Source organism: uncultured Treponema sp., from assembly GCF_934725225.1.
In the GTDB taxonomy this organism is placed as follows: Bacteria; Spirochaetota; Spirochaetia; order Treponematales; family Treponemataceae; genus Treponema_D.
The window spans coordinates 553,695-573,003 of the sequence record NZ_CAKVAM010000001.1 but is presented as its reverse complement, the minus strand read 5'-3'; the positions used below and the strand labels follow the sequence as shown (position 1 = coordinate 573,003).

At 39.5% G+C, this 19,309-nt stretch carries 16 protein-coding genes; 4 read left to right on the top strand and 12 right to left on the bottom strand.

The genetic code is table 11. The features are described from left to right. The first annotated feature begins 8 nt into the window (after positions 1–8). Positions 9–1,211, top strand: coding sequence for an NADP-dependent isocitrate dehydrogenase (locus Q0H92_RS02740; RefSeq protein WP_296011601.1), 1,203 nt, complete (start codon positions 9–11; stop codon positions 1,209–1,211). A gap of 19 nt (positions 1,212–1,230) precedes the next feature. Here Q0H92_RS02740 and murI read toward each other — a convergent pair whose 3' ends face one another. The 4 genes from murI to Q0H92_RS02720 are packed head-to-tail and all read right to left on the bottom strand — an operon-like array spanning position 1,231 to position 6,812. Then, on the bottom strand, positions 1,231–2,067 hold the full coding sequence (gene murI / locus Q0H92_RS02735) for a glutamate racemase (protein ID WP_296011599.1): 837 nt from the start codon (positions 2,065–2,067) through the stop codon (positions 1,231–1,233). Positions 2,068–2,085: 18 nt separating this feature from the next. Beyond that, positions 2,086–3,525, bottom strand: coding sequence for a D-alanyl-D-alanine carboxypeptidase family protein (locus Q0H92_RS02730; RefSeq protein ID WP_296011597.1), 1,440 nt, complete (start codon positions 3,523–3,525; stop codon positions 2,086–2,088). A gap of 2 nt (positions 3,526–3,527) precedes the next feature. Further along, positions 3,528–4,589 (bottom strand): chorismate synthase, encoded by a 1,062-nt coding sequence (gene aroC / locus Q0H92_RS02725; protein ID WP_296011595.1) that lies wholly within the window; start codon positions 4,587–4,589, stop codon positions 3,528–3,530. A gap of 42 nt (positions 4,590–4,631) precedes the next feature. Further along, positions 4,632–6,812 (bottom strand): LuxR C-terminal-related transcriptional regulator, encoded by a 2,181-nt coding sequence (locus Q0H92_RS02720; protein WP_296011591.1) that lies wholly within the window; start codon positions 6,810–6,812, stop codon positions 4,632–4,634. A 312-nt stretch (positions 6,813–7,124) separates the two neighbouring features. On the opposite strand from Q0H92_RS02720, the gene dapA reads away from it, so the two are divergent. The 3 genes from dapA to arfB all read left to right on the top strand — a co-directional run bounded on the left by dapA (position 7,125) and on the right by arfB (position 9,697). Further along, a complete protein-coding gene (gene dapA, locus Q0H92_RS02715) occupies positions 7,125–8,039 on the top strand; it encodes a 4-hydroxy-tetrahydrodipicolinate synthase (RefSeq protein WP_296011588.1) in 915 nt (304 codons plus the stop codon). A 21-nt stretch (positions 8,040–8,060) separates the two neighbouring features. Next, the gene (asd, locus tag Q0H92_RS02710; RefSeq protein ID WP_296011584.1) at positions 8,061–9,152 is read left to right on the top strand and encodes an aspartate-semialdehyde dehydrogenase; all 1,092 of its coding nucleotides are present in this window, start codon (positions 8,061–8,063) and stop codon (positions 9,150–9,152) included. A 134-nt stretch (positions 9,153–9,286) separates the two neighbouring features. Next, positions 9,287–9,697: an alternative ribosome rescue aminoacyl-tRNA hydrolase ArfB gene (gene arfB, locus Q0H92_RS02705; protein WP_296011581.1), complete on the top strand. Its 411-nt coding sequence runs from the start codon at positions 9,287–9,289 to the stop codon at positions 9,695–9,697. A 50-nt stretch (positions 9,698–9,747) separates the two neighbouring features. On the opposite strand, the gene Q0H92_RS02700 is transcribed toward arfB, so the two are convergent. The 8 genes from Q0H92_RS02700 to Q0H92_RS02665 form a co-directional block, all read right to left on the bottom strand. Further along, entirely contained in the window at positions 9,748–10,677 is a 930-nt protein-coding gene (locus Q0H92_RS02700) for a metallophosphoesterase (RefSeq protein ID WP_296011579.1), read from the bottom strand. Beyond that, positions 10,674–11,402: a hypothetical protein gene (locus Q0H92_RS02695; RefSeq protein ID WP_296011576.1), complete on the bottom strand. Its 729-nt coding sequence runs from the start codon at positions 11,400–11,402 to the stop codon at positions 10,674–10,676. The genes Q0H92_RS02700 and Q0H92_RS02695 overlap by 4 nt, the downstream gene beginning before the upstream one ends. A 434-nt stretch (positions 11,403–11,836) precedes the next feature. After that, positions 11,837–12,610, bottom strand: coding sequence for a type I phosphomannose isomerase catalytic subunit (locus tag Q0H92_RS02690; protein ID WP_296011573.1), 774 nt, complete (start codon positions 12,608–12,610; stop codon positions 11,837–11,839). 9 nt (positions 12,611–12,619) lie between these two features. Then, a complete protein-coding gene (locus tag Q0H92_RS02685) occupies positions 12,620–13,609 on the bottom strand; it encodes a glycoside hydrolase family 130 protein (RefSeq protein ID WP_296011570.1) in 990 nt (329 codons plus the stop codon). Positions 13,610–13,628: 19 nt separating this feature from the next. Then, positions 13,629–14,804: a glycosidase gene (locus Q0H92_RS02680; protein WP_296011568.1), complete on the bottom strand. Its 1,176-nt coding sequence runs from the start codon at positions 14,802–14,804 to the stop codon at positions 13,629–13,631. Then, positions 14,801–15,982: an AGE family epimerase/isomerase gene (locus Q0H92_RS02675; RefSeq protein ID WP_296011566.1), complete on the bottom strand. Its 1,182-nt coding sequence runs from the start codon at positions 15,980–15,982 to the stop codon at positions 14,801–14,803. Before Q0H92_RS02675 ends, Q0H92_RS02680 begins: the two co-directional genes overlap by 4 nt. A gap of 17 nt (positions 15,983–15,999) precedes the next feature. Next, on the bottom strand, positions 16,000–18,129 hold the full coding sequence (locus Q0H92_RS02670; protein WP_296011563.1) for a cellulase family glycosylhydrolase: 2,130 nt from the start codon (positions 18,127–18,129) through the stop codon (positions 16,000–16,002). A gap of 11 nt (positions 18,130–18,140) precedes the next feature. Next, positions 18,141–19,298, bottom strand: coding sequence for a carbohydrate ABC transporter permease (locus Q0H92_RS02665; protein ID WP_296011560.1), 1,158 nt, complete (start codon positions 19,296–19,298; stop codon positions 18,141–18,143). Between the last annotated feature and the right edge of the window lie 11 nt (positions 19,299–19,309).

The following is a 19,309-nucleotide window of genomic DNA, read 5'->3' as shown; positions in this document are numbered from 1 at the left end:
GTTTAATTATGGAAAAAATCAAAATGAAAAATGCGATTGCCGAGCTTGACGGCGATGAAATGACAAGAGTTCTGTGGAAGGTCATCAAGGAAAAACTTCTTGAGCCTTACGTTGACCTTAATGTTGAATACTATGACCTTGGCTTAAAAAATCGCGACGACACAGACGACAAAGTAACTTATGAAGCCGCCGCCGCAATCAAACGTCTTGGTGTTGGAGTAAAATGCGCCACAATCACAAGCAATGCCGCCCGCATGGAAGAGTACAAACTCAAGCAGCTTACACCTTCACCAAATGGAATTCTCCGTGGAGAACTAGACGGAACAGTTTTCCGCGCACCGATTTTTGTAAAGAATATTCAGTGCAATGTTTCTTCATGGAAAAAGCCGATTGTTCTTGGCCGCCACGCTTATGGAGATGTTTACAAAAACTGCGAGATAAAAACTCCGGGAGCTGGAAAAGCCGAACTTGTTTTCACAGGCGATGACGGAAAAGAAATCAGAAAAACAATTCAAGTTATGAAAGGACCTGGAATAATTCAGGGAATCCACAACTTGGATGATTCCATAAGAAATTTTGCGCGCTGCTGTTTTATGTACGCCTTAGACAAAAAAATCGACGTGTGGTTCGGAGCAAAAGACACAATCAGCAAAATCTACGACGGAAACTTCAAGGCGATTTTCAGCGAAGTATTTGAATCCGAGTTCAAAGAAAAATTTGAAAAAGCCGGAATAGAATATTTTTACACGCTCATCGATGACGCAGTTGCACGCATAATGAAATGCGAAGGCGGAATTCTCTGGGCTTGCAAAAATTACGACGGAGACGTTATGAGCGACATGATTGCATCTGCCTGCGGAAGCCTTGCAATGATGACTTCAGTTCTTGTTTCCCCGAACGGAGAATTTGAATATGAAGCCAGCCACGGAACTGTTCAAAAGCACTACTACAAATATTTGAAAGGCGAAAAAACTTCCACAAATCCAGTCGCATTGATTTTTGCCTGGACAGGAGCACTTGCAAAACGCGCCGAGCTAGACGGAACTCCAGAACTTGCAGAGTTCGCCCGCAGGCTTGAAAAGGCAACTCTTGACGTTATTGAAGAAGGAACAATGACAGGAGACCTTGCACGCCTTGCAAATCCGCCAGCAAAGAAAATTGTAAACAGCTGGGAATACATTGACGAAATTGCAGCAAGAATGGAAAAGTAAAATTTAGCTTTATCATTTCTTAAAGCTTTAAAAGTCCGCCAAAAGGAATATTGAAATTTCTGCAAAGAGTTTCGTATTCTTTTTGGTCATTTTTATTTTTAAGGCTTGTTACAAAAAAACTCATGTCGGGCGGAAGAAATTTCGGCTCATGTTGATTTTCTAAAGAAGTGCTTTTTATAACTTCAAGCGCATGGTTTGAAACTCCGTCCCGGCTGTCCACTACAAAAACTTTTTTTCCGGCAACACTGGAAAAATATTCTTTTATATCTTCCGCCATGTGAGTAAAATGCGTGCATCCAAGAATTATAGTGTCGCATCCGCATGAACAAAAAAAATCCACAGCAGGCTTTACAGCAGCAAGCCGTTTTTCTTTTGAAGCATAAAACAAATCGTGCTCTATAAAACTTATCAAGTCAGGGTCGCCCCGATTGAAAACTTCGCATCCAGAAGCAAAATCAGAAATCAGTTTTTTGCAGTAAGGATGATTTACAGTTGCGTTGGTTGCAAGCAGTCCGATTTTTTTGTTTTCCGTAACTTTTGCGGCAAGCTTTATCGCAGGAACAGTTCCAACAATCGGAACGTCACGAAATTTTTTTCTAAGCTGATTCAGTGCCGTTACGCTGATTGTGTTGCAGGCAATAACAACAAGACACGGATTCCACAAGTCAAGAATTTTTTCTATTGATTCAGAAGCGCAAGAAGTCACTTCCTCTGCTGATTTTTCTCCGTAAGGAAAATGAACAGTGTCGCCAAGATAAACACATCTTGAACTGGGAGATTTTTCTTTCAGCAAAAGCATATAAGGAATGCCGCCTGTTCCGCTGTCTAAAAACGCAAAGTCAATTTTTTCACTCATAAAAACCACAGAATATTTTTATTTTAAAGATGAAATTTTATATGTAAGCGCGCCCCAAATTCTAGCAAAGAAATTTATCTTTTCACTTTTTCTGTCCGCAACAAGAGGAACTGAATTTAAAATTCTTCCGTCAAGCGAATATGACAAAGTTCCAAACTGAGTTCCTTCCTCGAATTCTCCAAAGATGCTTTTTGGAATATTTGCCGTAACATGAATTTTTTGAGCCGCTTCTTTTGGCGAAACTCCAGAAATAAATGGAACAGAAAAATTTTCACTTTTTGCAGGAACAAGGCAAACGCTTTTCAAAGAAGAGCCTGCAACTCCCACAGAAAAAACATGAGGCTTCTTTGCAATGTACGGAGAAAATTTTGAAAACGCATATTCCATTAAATTAGTTCCGTCTTTCACTCTGTAAATATTTCCCTGCGCACTTCCAATTCCCGGACCTTTCATCGTAACAGAAATATAACGGACGCCGTTTCGTTCCGCTGTAAGAGCAATGTTAAATCCGCTTTCATAAATAAAACCAGTTTTCAATCCGTCGCAGCCTTCAAGATTTCCGAGCAACTTGTTTGTGTTGTACTGAATCACTGCCTGACTGTCGCCGTTTTTCTGTGCGGATTCTCTTGGAAGATTTTTTGCAAGCGGATAACGCAAAACTTTTTGGGAATGAAATTCAGTGATTGCAAACGGAAATCTTTCTATATATTTTCTGCAGAAAGCGGCGAACTCTTTTGCGGTCGTAATATTTTTTTCGCTGTAGCCGCTTGATTCCACAAATTTAGTTTTCAGCAAGCCCATTTTTTTTACAGTCTGATTCATCCGCTCAACAAACAAATCCATGTTTCCGCAGACATATTTTGCAACAGCAATCGAAGCATCGTTTCCGCTGGCAATCGCAAGTCCCATCAAAAGTTCTCTGAGCGTTACTTTTTGCCCTTCATCCAAAAACATTATCGAAGCGTCGCTTGGAAGATTTCTTGCCCAGCTTTCAGGCGGAAGAGGAACAACATCATCAAGGGAAATTTCGCCATTTTCAACAGCTTCAAAAACAACATACATTTCCACAAGTTTTGTCATTGAAGCAGGCGGAATTTGAACATCAGCATTTTTTTCAAAAAGAATATTTCCCGTTGCAAAGTCAACGACAACTGCGCTTTCTGCGTTCACAAATAAATCAACAGGAACATACTGAAACGGAAGTTCTGAAACAATTTTTTTGCGCTCAGGATATTTTCTGTTCAACGACTGCTCAAGAAAATTTTGCTGCTCCAAAGAAAGAGGTTCTGGATTTTTTGGATTTAAAAGTTTGTAAACAGAAACTGCCTGCGCCAAAACAAAAATAAAAACAACAGCTAAAACAGAAAAAATTACTATGCGCTTTTTTTTCTTTTTATCGTTATCGATTTTTTTATTTTCACCTATGCTGTTAAAAAAATCTGATGTATAAGTTTCCATTGCTAAACTCTGCTGCTCCTATTTCTTAAAACCATATCCGCCAAAGTAATTGCGGTCATGGCTTCCACAACAGGAACAATTCTTGGGCAAAGACAAACATCGTGTCTTCCTTCAATTAGAATATCACACTCATTTCCATTTACATCAACAGTTTCCTGCGAAAGATAAATACTTGGAACTGGCTTTACGGCAGCTCTAAAAACTATATCATCGCCTCGGGAAATTCCTCCAAGAATTCCGCCGGCATTGTTTGTTTTAAATGAAAAGCAGTTTCCCATAAAATCGTTGTTCTCAAGTCCATTTGAATCCGCACAAGCAAATCCACTTCCAAATTCAATTCCTTTTATTGCACCAATCGACATAACTGCATGGGACAAAACCGCATCCAGCTTGTCAAAAACTGGCTCGCCAATTCCAGCAGCCACGCCTTTTACAACGCACTCAATAATTCCGCCGCAAGAATTTTTTTCCTGCTTAAACTCTTCAACTTTTTTTTGCATTAAAACGGCAGCATCTTTGTCCGCGGCGCGCATTGCATTATTTTCAATTTCAGAAAAATCAACTTTGCCGCTTTTTATTCCCGCAACTTCTTTTGTGTATGCAAAAATCTGAATTCCCAAACTCTTCAAAAACATTTTCGCAAATGCTCCAGCCGCAACTCTCGCGCAAGTTTCCCTTCCGCTAGATCTTCCGCCGCCTCTGTAATCCCTTATGCCGTATTTTTTGTAATATGTAAAATCTGCGTGCCCCGGCCGGAATTTATCTTTTATATTTTCATAATCCGACGAATGCTGATTTGAATTTCTAATTAAAATAGCTATCGGAGTTCCTGTTGTTTTTCCTTCAAACACGCCGCTTAAAATTTCTGCAAGGTCGCCTTCTTTTCTTGCAGTAACCGCCGCGCTTTTTGCACCCGGTTTTCTTCGTTCCATTTCATGCTGAAGAAATTCTTCATCCACCAAAATTCCAGCAGGACATCCGTCTATAATACAGCCAAGTCCTGCGCCGTGGCTTTCTCCAAATGTTGCAACTTTAAAAATTTCTCCAAATATATTTCCCGACATAATTTTTCCTTAAAAACTAAATAACAAAATTCTCAAGAGATTTTAACGCAATTTATTCATCAACTCAACACGGCTATGCATGTCAAGTTTTTTGAAAATTTTTTTGTTGTGGCTTGCAACAGTTCCGGGACTTATAAAAAGTTCCTCCGCAATATCCTTGTCACTTTTTCCAGAAATTATAAGCTCCGCAATCTGTTTTTCTCTTGAAGACAATTTTTTCATAAAGTCCTCTGATTTTTCTTCGCCAGTTTTTATCAACGTAATTTCTTTTTTCTTTTCCGAATTTTTTGGCTCTTTTTTCTTTGACGGAGAAAATCTAGTTTTGTTTATTATCACGCTGGAATCTTTTGAATTTTCAACACGCTTAAAATCAAACACAACTGAAAATTTAAACTTGCTGTCATTTTTTGAAACAGACAAATCTCCGCGGTAAAATTTTGCAATGCGCATAAGAAATTCAAAATTGCGTTTTTCATTTTCAGTTTTCATGCGCGAAAGAGCTTCTTCAACTGTCTGTGAATCCATCGTATTCGAAACTGAAAAAACAAAATTCTCGTCATCACCTTTCAACGAAACTGAAACTTCTGTGTTCGGAACAGAAACTTCAATTACAGAATTCAAAAACGATATAAAGAAAAGCTCCACAATTCTCATGTCCGCAAGAATCACAGTTTCCGGCTGAATGTCCATCGAATAGGAAATCGCGTTTGGCTTTGACGAACAAAAAATTTTGGAAGCCCGAATGCAGCTCTTGAAAAAATCCGCAAGAAGAATCGGCTGATTTTCAATTTCAGTTTCATCATTGCACATTCTAAGAATCGCAAGCGTGTCGCTGATTTTTGCTGAATTGATTTTAATTCTTTCTATATAAGAAGTATTTTTCGGAGTGAAAACCTGACCAGAAAGAATGTCAGCCATGCTCAAAGTCTGCGCCGAATCAACTAAAATATTTTTCAAAAGACGCCCAATCAAATTTTTTCGAACAAGAAGCTCCGAATTTTGCGCCTTGATTTTTTCAAGTTCAACTTTTGAATTGTGAGATTCCTGCCGGATTTTATAAGTTATAAAAAAAAGCGAAGGCATCGTAATCAGCAAGTAAAACAAAAATGAAATTAAAAATTCATCGGAACAAATAAAATCAAAAAAAACATTGTTGTCTTTAAATCTTAAAATCCTCACAACTTGAGTCAGAATCGAAAACAAAATCTGCGGAATCCAAAGCAAAAGAATTATCCGTGCGCTTTTTTGCATCGCCTTGAAACACATAAATATTGAAGCAATAAAAAAAACTTTTGTTGTTACAGAAAGCGCGGCGTAAGAATAAAGCATTGTCTGGTCAGCCCTCACCGTTAAAAGAACACAAAACGTGACGACGATAAGCTGAATTTCAACTGGAGAAAGTTTTTTATAAATGAATTTTGAATTTCCTTTTAAAACCGTATCTGCGGAAAGAATTAAAAACATCAAAATGAAACTTTCAAAATAATACGCAAGCCTTGTTGAAAATGAAAACGGATTTAAAAAATTCCATAAAAATACAGGACCAATTCCTTTTAACTGAAGCTGAAGCAAAATGTAAAACAACGCCGCCATTGACATGAAAAACGGCATCGGCTGGCGCACAGTAATCGCATATATAAAAAGCAAGGCAAAAATGCAAAAACTTATTCCAAGAATAATGTAAAGTTTTGCAAAATAAATTCTCCGTGAATTAAAAAAATCAAGTTCGTTAACAAGCTTGATATAAATAAAATTTCCATTGTGATTTTTTATTTTTATTCTAAAGCAAGTGTCATCGTCATATCCTGAATTTCTAAAAACAGGAAACGCCTGCAAACTGTCCGGCACTTCTATTTCGTCTGTTGAAATTTTATGTCCAACTTTTCCAATGTAAAAAAACTTTCCTCCACGCTTTTCATAAAATTCCGCGGAATCTATATATTCATTTCCAAGGCTTATAACGCAATGCTGAATCTCTGAAATTTCAGGCTTTATTTCAATCCACAAGTTTCCATCATAAAATCCCGGATTTACAGGATTCTTTGCGACCTTAAACAAACTGTCATCAAGCTCATCAACTTTTTTTTGCGCAGTTTTATCAATGAACAGTTTTACATGGATTGGAATTTCTTTTTCCGCTGATTTTTTTATTTTTGCAAACAAAGGCAATAAATTGCATACGAAAAATACAGATAAAAAAAGCAAATATTTTTTATTTTTCATAACTGAATTATAACCCAAGTTATTCTAAAATCAAATAAAATTTACCATATTTTAGGTATAAAACTACCATTTGCATGGTATTTGAAGCACTTCTTTTCATCTCTATGATTCAAATCAATAAAGTTGAAGAGATTAAATATATAGTTTTTCACATATAAATTGAAAAACAAAGGCCGTTCTGATTGAAGTGCAATTCACACTTCGTTTTTCAGGGCGGTCTTTTCTGTTTTAAAAACCAATGGCGAAATTTTCATTGCGTTGCTTTTTTTCTATAAAAATGTAATAATTATGCAAAAATATTTGGAGGTCCCTATGATTAAATTTCGTGGTGCTTTTACAGCAATGATTACACCAATGAACAATGATGGTTCAATAGATTACGAGGGCTTCAGAAAAAATGTAAAATTTCAGCTGGAGCAAGGCATAGACGGTCTGGTTCCGCTTGGAACGACGGCAGAAACTCCGACTCTTGATGAAAAACCCGGCAGCGAAGAGGACAAGATTATCGAAATTGTATTCGAGGAAGTCCGCAAATTTGAAAAAAACTCTGGTAAAAAAATTCCTGTAATTCTTGGAGCTGGCTCAAACAACACAAAGGATGCTGTTTTCTATTGCGAACGTGCAAAAAAAGCCGGAGCAGACGCAGCTCTTGTCGTAACTCCGTATTACAATAAGCCGTCAAAAGAAGGAATCTTCCGGCACTTTGAAGCAGTTTCAAAAGTTGGAATTCCGATTGTCGTTTACAATATTCAGGGACGAACAGGGCTTAATATTCCTACAGACTTGCTGGAGCGCATTGCGGAACTTCCGAACATTGCGGGCGTAAAGGAAGCAAGCGGAAATATTTCGCAGATGATGGATGTGATTGCAAAAATCAAGTCAAAAAAAACTGACTTCGCAGTTCTTTCCGGGGACGACGGACTTACGCTTCCGCTCATGGCAGCTGGCGGAGACGGAGTTATTTCAGTTGTTTCAAATCTTGCTCCTGCACTTGTAACAGAAATGGTTACTGAAGGACTTAAAGGAAACTTTGACAAGGCAAGAAAAATTCACTACAGAATGCTTCCGTTCTTTAAGGCAGCGTTTGTTGACGGAAATCCAACTTCAATAAAATATGCAATGAATTTCAAAGGACTTCCGGCAGGCTCTGTAAGGCTTCCGTTAGTTGAAATAACTGACGAAGCAAAAAAAGTTGTGGAAGCCGCAATAAAAGAATGCAACTTATAATAGAAAAAAGGAGTGCTTTTTATGGAAAAGATTAAAGTAGGTGTTTTGGGCGCAACTGGAATGGTTGGCCAGCGTTATATAAAGCTTTTGGAAAATCATCCCTGGTTTGAAGTGACTTACGTTGCGGCAAGCCCTCGTTCAGCTGGAAAAGCGTACAAGGATGCGGTGAAGAACCGTTGGCTTATCGGCGCTGAAATTCCTGCTGGTGTTGCAGACTTGATTGTTGAGGATGCAAACGATGAGAAAAAGGCTCTTGGAAAATGCCAGTTTGTTTTTTCTGCGCTTGAAATGGGCAAAGAAGAAATAAAGGCTTTGGAAGCTGCTTACGCTGCGGAAGGAATTCCTGTTGTTTCTAATGCTTCTGCAAACCGCTGGACAGAAGATGTTCCAATGCTTGTGCCGGAAATCAACTATTCTCATCTTGATGTTATTGCTGAGCAGAAAAAGCACCACGGCTGGGACAAAGGATTTATTGCAGTAAAGCCGAACTGTTCGCTCCAGACTTACATGATGCCGATTCATGCGTTGATTCAGGCTGGCTATCCAATCAAAAGAATGATTGTTACAACTTTGCAGGCAACAAGCGGAGCTGGTTATCCGGGAGTTCCTTCTTTTGACATGATTGACAATATCGTTCCGTTCATCGGCGGCGAGGAAGAAAAGACTGAAAAAGAATGTCTTAAGATTCTTGGAAAAGTTCAGGACGGAAAAATCGTGAATGCTGAATATCCGGTTGTTTCTTCAACTTGTACGCGCGTTCCGGTAATCGACGGGCACACAGCTTGCGTTTCGCTTGAGTTTGCTGACAAAAAGCCAAGTCTTGAAGAAATTGAAAAAATCTGGACTTCCTATAAATCAGTTCCGCAGGAATTGAATCTTCCAAGCGCGCCGGAGCATCCGATTGTTGTTCGCCACGAAGAAAACCGCCCGCAGCCACGTCGCGACCGCGAGACAGAAAAAGGAATGGCTTGCGTAATCGGACGCCTTCGCCCATGCAATGTGTTCGACATCAAGTTTGTTTCGCTTAGCCACAACACAAAGCGCGGCGCAGCCCTTGGCGGAATCCTGAACGCAGAACTTTTAAAGGCAAAAGGATTTTTCGACAATCTGTAGAAAGAATGTTGAATTTTGTCATTGCCGTACTTGATACGGCAATCTGACAGAAAAACCTTCAATAAAAAAACTGGAGCTGTCTGAATGCAGGCGGCTCTTTTTTTTCAGACTGAAATATTTTTACGGAAAAACTAATGGACAAAGAAAAACTTCACGATTCAATTTGCAGCAACGCAGTTTTTTCATTTGCACATTCCGGCGGAAAAGGCGGACAAAATGTAAACAAAGTAAACACAAAAGTCCACATTGCAATTCCGCTTGCAAAACTTTCAGGACTTTCCGAAAAAGAACTAGAGCTTTTAACAAGCAAACTGAAATCTTCAATCAACAAAGACTTTGAAATTTTCATTGACTGCGAAGATTCAAGATTTCAAGAGCAAAACAGAAAAATTGCGCTGGAACGCCTCGAATCTAAAATCGTTTCAGCTGTAAAAATCAACAAAAAGAGAATAAAGACAAAGCCAACCGCAGCTTCAAAAGAAAAACGCCTTAAAACGAAAAAGCTCAAGTCGCTTTTGAAACAGCAGCGCGCATTTAAATTCTAGCCGCCATGAATGCTGAGTTTTAATTCAACGTGGCAAAGCAAAACGCAAATTTAAAACTCAATCAATTTAGTTGAAACGCTCGTATTGCTTTCGTCCACTGTAACAAGGCGGAACGCGCCGTTCTTGAAAAGCGCGGAAGTGTTCACTTGCGAGAAGCTTCCGAATCCGTGCTCAAAAACCCTGTGAACGTGGCCGCCGAAAAGAGATTTCACATTGTTTTTTGCAAAAAGCGAAAGAAGATAATTGCGCTCAGCTGTGTCTTCAAGAGCCATCAAAGGAACATTGTCGCTGTAAAAAGGATAATGCGAGAAAACCATCTTCGGGTTCGCATCTAATTTCAGCAGTTTTTCAAAAGAATCAAGCTGGTCAGTTCCAAACGCGCCGTTTCCTGTATCCACAAAATAAAAACTGAACGGCGAAGAACCGAAGCCACTAGAAAGCGAAAAATAATAAGTTGACTTGTACGGATAAATCGTCTTTTTCCAGTCTGTCCAGCCGTTGTTGTAAAGGTCGTGGTTTCCAAGAATCGTGTAAACCTTAAAATCTTCCGCCGAGCTTACAACATTTTTTTCAAGCGCAAGATTTCTGATTTTTTCAAGATAGGAATTGTATTCATTGAATTCGGATAAATGCCCGCCGTCGGCTGTGTCGCCCAAGTTCACTATAAATCTCGGAATTTTTGTCTTGTCGCCGCTTTCAAAAAGCGAGGAAATCTCGTCTAAGAAATCATTCATTTTTGAAGAGTGAACGTCACTCGCGCCAATGTGAACGTCCGTAACAACGATAAAGCTATATTTTCCGTTCAAGCCTAAATCCGAAGAAAGAACTGTTTCGCCACTCAAGTTTGAAAATCCGCTGAAACGCTCGTCAACGTCTTCCTCGCCGAACAAAAGCTGATAAAATCCGTAGTTTGCGCATGAAGAAAAAGCAAGCGAAATCAAAAATGAAGTCAAAATGAAAAATCTTCTAAATTTTCTCAAAATGAAAACCTCGCTTTTAAATTCCATTCGTAGCGGTCGATGTAAGGCGCAACAACAAACTGGTCGCGCAGTCGCAAGCCGAAATCAGAAGAGATTCTAAGCCCATTCTTGAAATTCCAAGCGAATCCAAGAGAATAAAGCGGCGTGAACGCAAGCGGATAGCGGTAAAGCTCGTGCGAAACGACAGAGCCGAAAATTTCTGCGCCGGAATCAAAATAATAATTCAAGGCGACAGAGCCGCTCAAAGAAAAATCCCAGAGAAAATCGCGGTCAACAGCGTCGATTCTTGCAAACTTCAAGCCAGAACCTAAATTCGCAAGAAAGAGAAGCCGATTCTTCAACGCAAGTCGAAAAACTCCCTCAAGATAAATGTCGTGCTCAGAATACAAATCGTAGTAACGCTGAAAATGATAGACAAGCTCCGCGCCGAAGCCGAGTTTTTGAGATTCAGTCTCCTGACCCAGCCGCGGAATAAAATAATTTCCGAGCGTTGTAAAGTCAAAAATTTTGTCGGAAAACTGAACTGAAGCAAGAGCCTTGAAATTCGGTGCGAAATTGTTTTTCTCTTCGATTCCGTAAGTGAAGTTAAAGGGATTGAATTCGCGCTCCACATTTTTTGCCGCAACATAGCCAGTGCCGGCCTCGACAAACTGCGAAACGCACGGAAAAGCGAAGCAAAAAGCGCAGGAGAAAATCAAACCGAAAAGCAAAAAAATTCTCTTCATTTTAATTCTAATTATAAAATTTTGACTGAATTTATCAAGAGAAAAACAAAGACAACTTATCCATAAAAACAAGATACATTTAAAAGAAAAATATCTAAAAACACTTTTTAAATGGCAAAGCGCATTTAAGTTCTAGTCAGAGAGTAAAAAGAACTTGTTTATGAGCAAATTCATCTGTTTTTAAAGGAAAAACACTTGTTTATGACACAAATTCATCTATTTTTAGGCTAAAAACACTTGTCTTAAAACAAAATTCATCTGTTTTTTGACAAAAACACTTGTTTTAGCACAAAATTCATCTGTTTTTTGACAAAAACTAGTTGTTTTTGAACTAAAATCATCTAGTTTTTTAATAAAAACACTTTGTTTTGATAAAAAATCAAGTGTTTTATAACTAGAAATAGTTGTTTCTAGCCATAAAACACTTTGCAGAACTAGCAAATCTTCATGAACTTTGAAGTTCCGTTTATAGAAATTGTTTCGTCAGGGAAAACCGCAACAATATCTTCCTGCGACATAGGAATTTTTGTTCCGCCAGAACCGCAAAGCTCAACATTCTGTCCTTCAAGCAAGTAAAGCAAAGTCAGTTTTGTGGCAGAGAAAGTTTTTTCCGCAAACAATTCAAGTGAAAAATATTCGCATTCAAACTTTCCGTGGAAAGGTCCTGCATTCAACAGATTGTTGTTCTTAAGAGATTCAAGGCTTTTTTGAACATGAAGCTCGCGCGGACGTCCCCAGTCATACATTCTGTAAGTTATGTTGCTTGACTGCTGAACTTCCAGAACGCGGATTCCTTTTCCAATGGCGTGGACAGTTCCAGACGGAATAAAAACAAAGTCGCCTTTCTTTACGCTGATAAAATTCAGTTCATTTTGAAAAGTTCCCTGCTGTATAGAAGAAGCAATCTGCTCCTTGGAAAAATTTTCTTTTATTCCGTAGGCAAGTTTTGCATCAGGCTCTGCGTCAAGAACGTACCAGCATTCAGTTTTTCCGCGAACGCCCTCGCCTTCAAGTTTTTTTGCAGTTTCGTCATCAGGATGAACCTGAACAGAAAGTGTTTCATTCGCCTGAATCACTTTCACGATAAGCGGATAGTCCTTTCCAATGGCATTTAAGAATTCTTTCTGGTAGCCATCGGGATGTGTGGAAGCTATCCATCTTTCGTATCCCCAGATTTTGTCGCAGTGAATAGGATTAAGCTTTAGCATTTTTGCAACTCACTTTACGATGTCATATTTTTTGATGTAAGAAATAACATCATCAACAGTGGTAAAGCACAAAGCTGTATTTGTATCCGCCGCGCCGTAGTAAATTGCAATTCTGTTTGTGTCAGCGTCAACAAGAGCTGCACAAGGGAACACAACATTTGCAACAAAGCCGCGTTCTTCGTATTCAACTTCAGGCGTAAGAAGAAAGTTTCCGCAGCGATGAATCACTTTTGAAGGATCTTCTAAGTCTAAAAGTGCCGCGCCCATTGAATAAACAAAGCCGGAGCAAGTTCCTGTAACGCCGTGGTAGAACAAAAGCCAGCCTTCTTCAGTTTCAATTGGAGCACAGCCCGCGCCGATTTTTACAGACTGCCACCATTCGCTTGATTTTCCCATAATCCATTTGTGGTTGCCCCAGTGCAAAAGGTCATCGCTTTCAGAAAGGAAAATGTCGCCAAACGGAGTGTGTCCGCTGTCTGACGGGCGTGTCATAATATAATATTTTCCGTTGAATTTTCTTGGGAACAAAACGCCGTTTCTGTTGAACGGAAGAAAGCCGTTGCCTTTAGAAGTGAAAGTCTTGAAGTCTTTTGTTTTCGCGATTCCGATTGAAGCTCCGTGGAAATCCGTGCACCAAATTATGTGATAGACATCATCGATTTTTACAAGGCGCGGATCATAAGCGTAGTTCGGGCTTACATCGTTTCCGTTTTCATCAGTGATTTTAATCTTGTCATCGCTGAATTTCCAATTGAGGGCGTCATCGCTGAATCCGTAGTAAAGGTAAGGAATTCCGTTGCAAGTTTCAGCACGGAATACGCCGACAAAACCGCCGTCTTTCCACAATGCGACTGCGCTGTTGAATATGCGGGTTACATTCGGAATTGGATTTCTTCCGATAACAGGATTTTTTGAGTATCGCCAAACAGGTTTGGTAAAGCCAGCTGGTTTGTCTTCCCACGGCATATTTGGAATTGATTCGCCTTTAATCTTAATCATTTTTTTTATTCTCCGAAATTTATTTTTTGTTTATGAACTCAAGGTTTTTTGCAATGAAATCGCATCTCTGTTTTACGCAGTCAGCAGAACGTCCCGGGTCAGACGGCGTGTTGAATACATAGTCGGTAAGTTTTTCAAGTGTTGTTGTCGCAACATGAAGCCGTGTGTCGCTTGAGGCATAATAAATGTAGACATTGCCAGACGGCGTAACCGCAGCTCCGTTTGTAAACACAACATTGGAAACGTCTCCCACGCGCTCTTCTCCAAGCGGTCCAAGGAAAAGTCCTGAAGGTTCGGCGATTACTTTTGCAGGATCTTTTAAATCAGTTGCAAAGCAGTAAAGCACGTAGCGAAGACCGGCAGCTGTGTTGCGGACTCCATGCGCAATATGAATCCAGCCACGTTCTGTTTTTATTGGAACTGCTCCAGCTCCGTTTTTAACTTCTGTGATTGTATGGTACTTTCTTCTGCTTGAAATTTTTTCTTCGTCAATCACGGCATTTGTTATGTCATCGCAAAGACCAAAGCCTACTCCACCGCCGCTTCCTGTATCAATAAAGTCATCCATCGGGCGCGTGTAAAATGCATATTTTCCGTTTACAAATTCAGGAAGAAGGACAACGTTTCTTTGCTGAGGAGAACGCAATGTCTTTAAGTTTGGAAGACGCTCCCACTTCTTTAAATCTTTTGTGCGAACAATTCCTGCACAAGCAACAGCCGCACTCAAGTCCTTTGATTTTGTGTCTTTGCTTTCCGAGCAGAAAATTCCGTAAATCCATCCGTCTTCATGCTGAGTAAGACGCATATCATAAACATTTGTTTCTTCTGAGCAAGTGTCTGGAAGCTGAACAGGATAATCCCAGAATCTGAATCCGTCCACGCCGGAAGTGCTTTCTGCAACGGCAAAAAATGATTTTCTGTCTGCGCCTTCAACACGGGCAACAAGATAGAATTTTCCGTCAATATACAATGCGCCGGAATTCATTACTGCATTCACGCCGAGCCGTTCCATAAAAAACGGATTTGTCGCAGGATTCATGTCGTACTTCCAAAAAAGCGGAACATGATTTCTTGTAAGAACTGGATTCTTGTAACGGTCAAAGATTCCGTTGTAAAAATCGCTCTTTTCATTTTTCATTGCGATGAGCGACTCATATTTTTCTATCTGAATTTTTACTTTTTCTTCAAAGTTCATTTTATCCTCTTGATTCTTGAAATTGCTTCAAAGCACATTCGTCCGTTGTGGTAAGGACATTTCCATGGCTCAACTATAGGCTGGCGGCTTGAAGGCTTGCGCTCAGCATCAACGCACCAGAACCATTCCGAGCCATCGCGCTTGTCAACTATATAATTCTTGATATAACTCCAAACTGACTGGGCGGCATCAAGGAATTTTTTGTCATTCGTTTTTTGATATGCATTCAAAAAGCCAACAACAGACTCAGCCTGAACCCACCAAATGCGAATCTCGCTATTTTTTCCGCGCTCGCATTCATTCATTACAGAATTGTCTTTGTAGGCAGTTTTTAAAATTCTGTACGGAATGATTTCTGTGATTGGCGCAATTTTCTGGCGAAGCTCGTCATCGGCAAGAACTTCAAGAGTTCTGTCAACAAGCCAAGAAGTTTCTATGTCGTGTCCATAAGAATACAAGTCAATCAGCGAATTGAAATTTTTATCAAAGAAAACTTCCTGCCGTTTTTCCTTTGGATTCCAAATTTTGTCAGCAAACTGATTCAAGATAAAAACAAGATCTTTCTTTACATCAGCACTGCGGCTCACACGGTAAAGCTCTGTGTAGCCTTCAAGAACGTGAAGCAAAGTGTTCATCGTCCGTTCAGCTGTTACGCCATTTTCGCTAAGCTTGTCATTTTCGTTAGGCTTGAAGTCAGCAGTGAAAGATTCAAGGTAGCCATCTGCATCGCGGCATTTAGTTTCGATTGTCTTGTAAAGTTCGAATGCTTTGTCCAGCGCATTTCTGTCGTGCGAAATATCGTAGTAGCTAGACAAGGCATAAATTGCAAACGCCTGATTGTAAGTATGCTTTGTTGAGTCAAGAACACTTCCGTCAGCATTTGCAGACCAGAACACTCCGCCGTTTTCCTTGTCGAAGAATTTATCGCAAAGGAATTTGTAAGCGTGCTTGGCATAATCCACAAGTTCTTTGTCTTCCAGCAGTTTATATGCGTTAGAAAAGAACCAAAGAATGCGGCTGTTAAGAATACAGCTTTTTTCAGCATCCTTATGCAGATTCAAGTCGAAATCAAGAAGTCCGTAGAATCCGCCGCGCTCATCATCCTTCATTTTTTTCCAGAAAGGAATGATATGATAAATAAGCTCACTCTCAACTTCAGCAAACATTTCTTCAAGCATTGCATTACTCCTATTTTTCAGTCTTTTTTATAAAGAATAACATCGTCGATATAAATCGGTCCGTTGTACTTCACATAACCCATAGTAGGACAAATTGTTACAAATGTATATGTTGGATTCTGCTGAAACTCAAGCGAGACAGAAACTTTGTAATAAGATTTTCCGTCATCAAGAGTTACAACCGGCAAGTCTTTTAAGAAAGCGTTGCTTTCCTTTAAGCCTGTTTTTACCCAGCCCGGATCAAAGGCAACGTAAGGCTGAACTCCAGGAAGTTTTTCACCTTCGCTTTTCTTTGTGGCGTGAGGAATTGCCTTGTCTTTTTCGTAGTAAAAAGTGAAATCGAGTTTTGAAGCGCTGGCAACTTCTTTCATTGCTCCAAATTTAACCTTTAGTTCTTCCCAAGCGTTTTCTCCTGAATAAGAGCCGCAAACTTCAACCATTCCGCCATTTAGCTTTGTATGCTTTATGCTTTTTATTTCAGCCATGTAACCGCCCAAAGAGGAAGCGTCCGCAATGTCGTTTTTAAAATCGTAATGCTTTATGACGCTGTAAGTTATTTTGTTTGAAATTGTGATTGAATTTGATTCGGTTTCAAGTTTTGTTCCGTCGCTCAAAGTGAATACAACTTTTATAGAAAGAACACTTCCGTCTGGGAAAGTTTTTGCATTTGCAATCGTGTCAAAATTGATTCTATAAATGTCCGAGGCAACATTGTAATTCAACGTGCGTGGAGAAGCTGCAGGATTTCCGTTTATATAAAGTTCCGCGCGTTTTGCCTTTACAGAAGAATTTTTTCCCGGCATGAATTTTGCGCTCACTTCAAACAGACCTTTTGCATCTTGATCATGCGCAGGATTCAAAAGATAAACGCGGGGATTTAAAAGATATTCAGGAACTTCTTTTCCAGAAAACAAAGCCGCATAATCGCTCAAAAGATTTGAAACGTTGGACTTGTCATTTCTTATTCTGAATCCGTCGTAGTCATCATATATTCCATCTCCGCCTTCTGAAAGTTCATAAATATTTGAGGACGTAAGAATCCAGAACATTGAGCCTGCAAGACCTTCGTTGTATGCGGTTGAATTCCAAATGTCGTAAGCTGCAAGACGATTTAAATTTCCGCCGGAAGAAGTTCCGTATTCTTCAAGCACAATCGGCTTTTTTGCAGAGCGGCCGGAAGCTGCGTGCTTTTTTATAAATTCATCGCCCCAGTTTATTTGAGCATTGTCAAGGATTCCCCAAGTTTCCGGGTAAAGATGAAAAGTTCCGTAGTCAATATTTTTTATGCGGATAAGAGAATCAAAGTCTGTTCCTTCGTAACCATTGTAGCAAGTTTCACCTTCACCAGCATAAGGAGTAAACCTCGGCTGCCTCATAAAGCCTTCGTCTCCAATTGCGCACAACTGGTTCGGAGCAATTTTTTTTACAAACGCGCTCATTTCCGAAACCCAGTTTTTTATAGTTCTTCCGCTTGTGTCTTTTTGGTTGCGAGGCTCGTTCATAAGCTCCCAAGTCATTATCGTAGGATCTTCGTTATACGGAATTCCTGTGTAAGAATTTTTTCTTGTAACAAGATGCTCAACAAATTCCTTGTATGCTTTGCGGCAGTTTTCACTTGTGTAGAATTCTTCCGCGCTTTTTAGTCCGAACCATTTTTGCCAAGTAGTTGCATTCATAAGTCCGCCAAAAGCGTCCCAATAATTGTTCATGGTAATCACAAGTTTAATGTTTCTTTTGGAAGCTTCCGCAATTGTAAAATCAAGCCTCTCAAAAATATCACGCGGATAGCCAAACTGCTCAGGCTTCTTTGTGTTTTCATTTATAAATTTTTTAGGAACTCCAAAAGCTCCAGGCTCGTCCATTCCGTGCGAATTGTGATCAGCATTAGGTCCAAACTGAAATCCCCAGCAGCGCAAAACTGTTACGCCCATTTCCTGCGCATCGTCAAGAACATCAGTAATCATTTTGTCCGGAGAATAATGCATATAATAATTGTTTGTGCCTACAAAACGGAATTCTTTTCCGTCGAGCATAAACTTGTTTTTTTGAACTGTTACAAATCCCTTCGCGCCAAAAGCAGAACATGAAGCAAGCAGACCAAAGCATGCAAAAACAGAAACCGCAGTCAATTTCTTTATAAGTTTCACAAATTCCTCCGCTACTCTTTTACAGAACCAGTAACCATTCCGCCGTAAATGTAACGCTGCAAAGAAATAAAAGCTACGAGAGTCGGAATAACGGCAATAACAACACCAGCGCAAATTACAGGCCAGTTAGTTCCAAACGGACCTTTGAATTTATAGAGCGATGTTGAAATAACCTGCAAAGATTTTTTTGGCATATACAAAAGCGGATTGTAAAAATCATTGTAAAGGTTTACGCATTTCAAAATCAAAATTGTAACTGTCGCAGGCTGAAGCAAAGGGAAAATTATTTTTGCAAAAACCTGAAAATATCCGGCTCCGTCAATAATCGCAGATTCGTCAAGCGACTTTGAAATATTGTTCAAGAACTGAAGATAAATCATAATCGCAATAATATCAGTTCCCATAGAAAGAATGATTACAGACAAATGCGTATTGTACATTCCAAGTTTCTGAATTATCTGGAAAGTTGCAACCTGAGTCGTTATCGTCGGAATAAGAGAAATCCAAAGAAACATCTGGCGCACAATCTTCTTAAGCTTAAAGTCAAAGCGGCTCAAAACAAACGCTGTCATAGAACCAGTTATTACAGTTCCCACGCCGGAAAACAGAATAAGAATAAATGTGTTCCAAAAGCCAAGAAGCATGTTTCCTTTTATAAACGCAGTCTTGTAGTTTTCAAGGAAAAATCCTTCTGTAACTTTTACTCTGATTACAGTGCAGTTTTCTCCAGAAACATACGCGCCCTTCACCATTAAAGATGCGGCTGTTTTTTTATCAACGGAAACAGAGCTTTCTTCGGAATTAAGCGGAAGCACAACTCTTGCAACTTCGTTTCCCAAAGAATCAGAAACAACAATAAAACTTTCTTTTGAGCTGTCTTCGATTTTGTCATAAAGGAACGAAAATCCTTTTAAATTGTGTTCCATTAATATAGAAGACTTCAGCGCAATTTTATTTCCGTTTTCAAAAGCTTCCGCGCCTTTCCAAATTTCATTGTTCGCCTGGAACTTTGGAAGATCAAACGGACGGCTTCTGTTGAATTCCTCGCCTGTTTTAAATGAGCCAAGGAAAACAACAAGAATCGGAAGAATAACAGTCAGTGCGGAAAAGCACAGCAAAATATATTTGAGCCATTTTGAAATCTGGCGTTCGTGAATTTTTGAATTCATAATCAACCTTC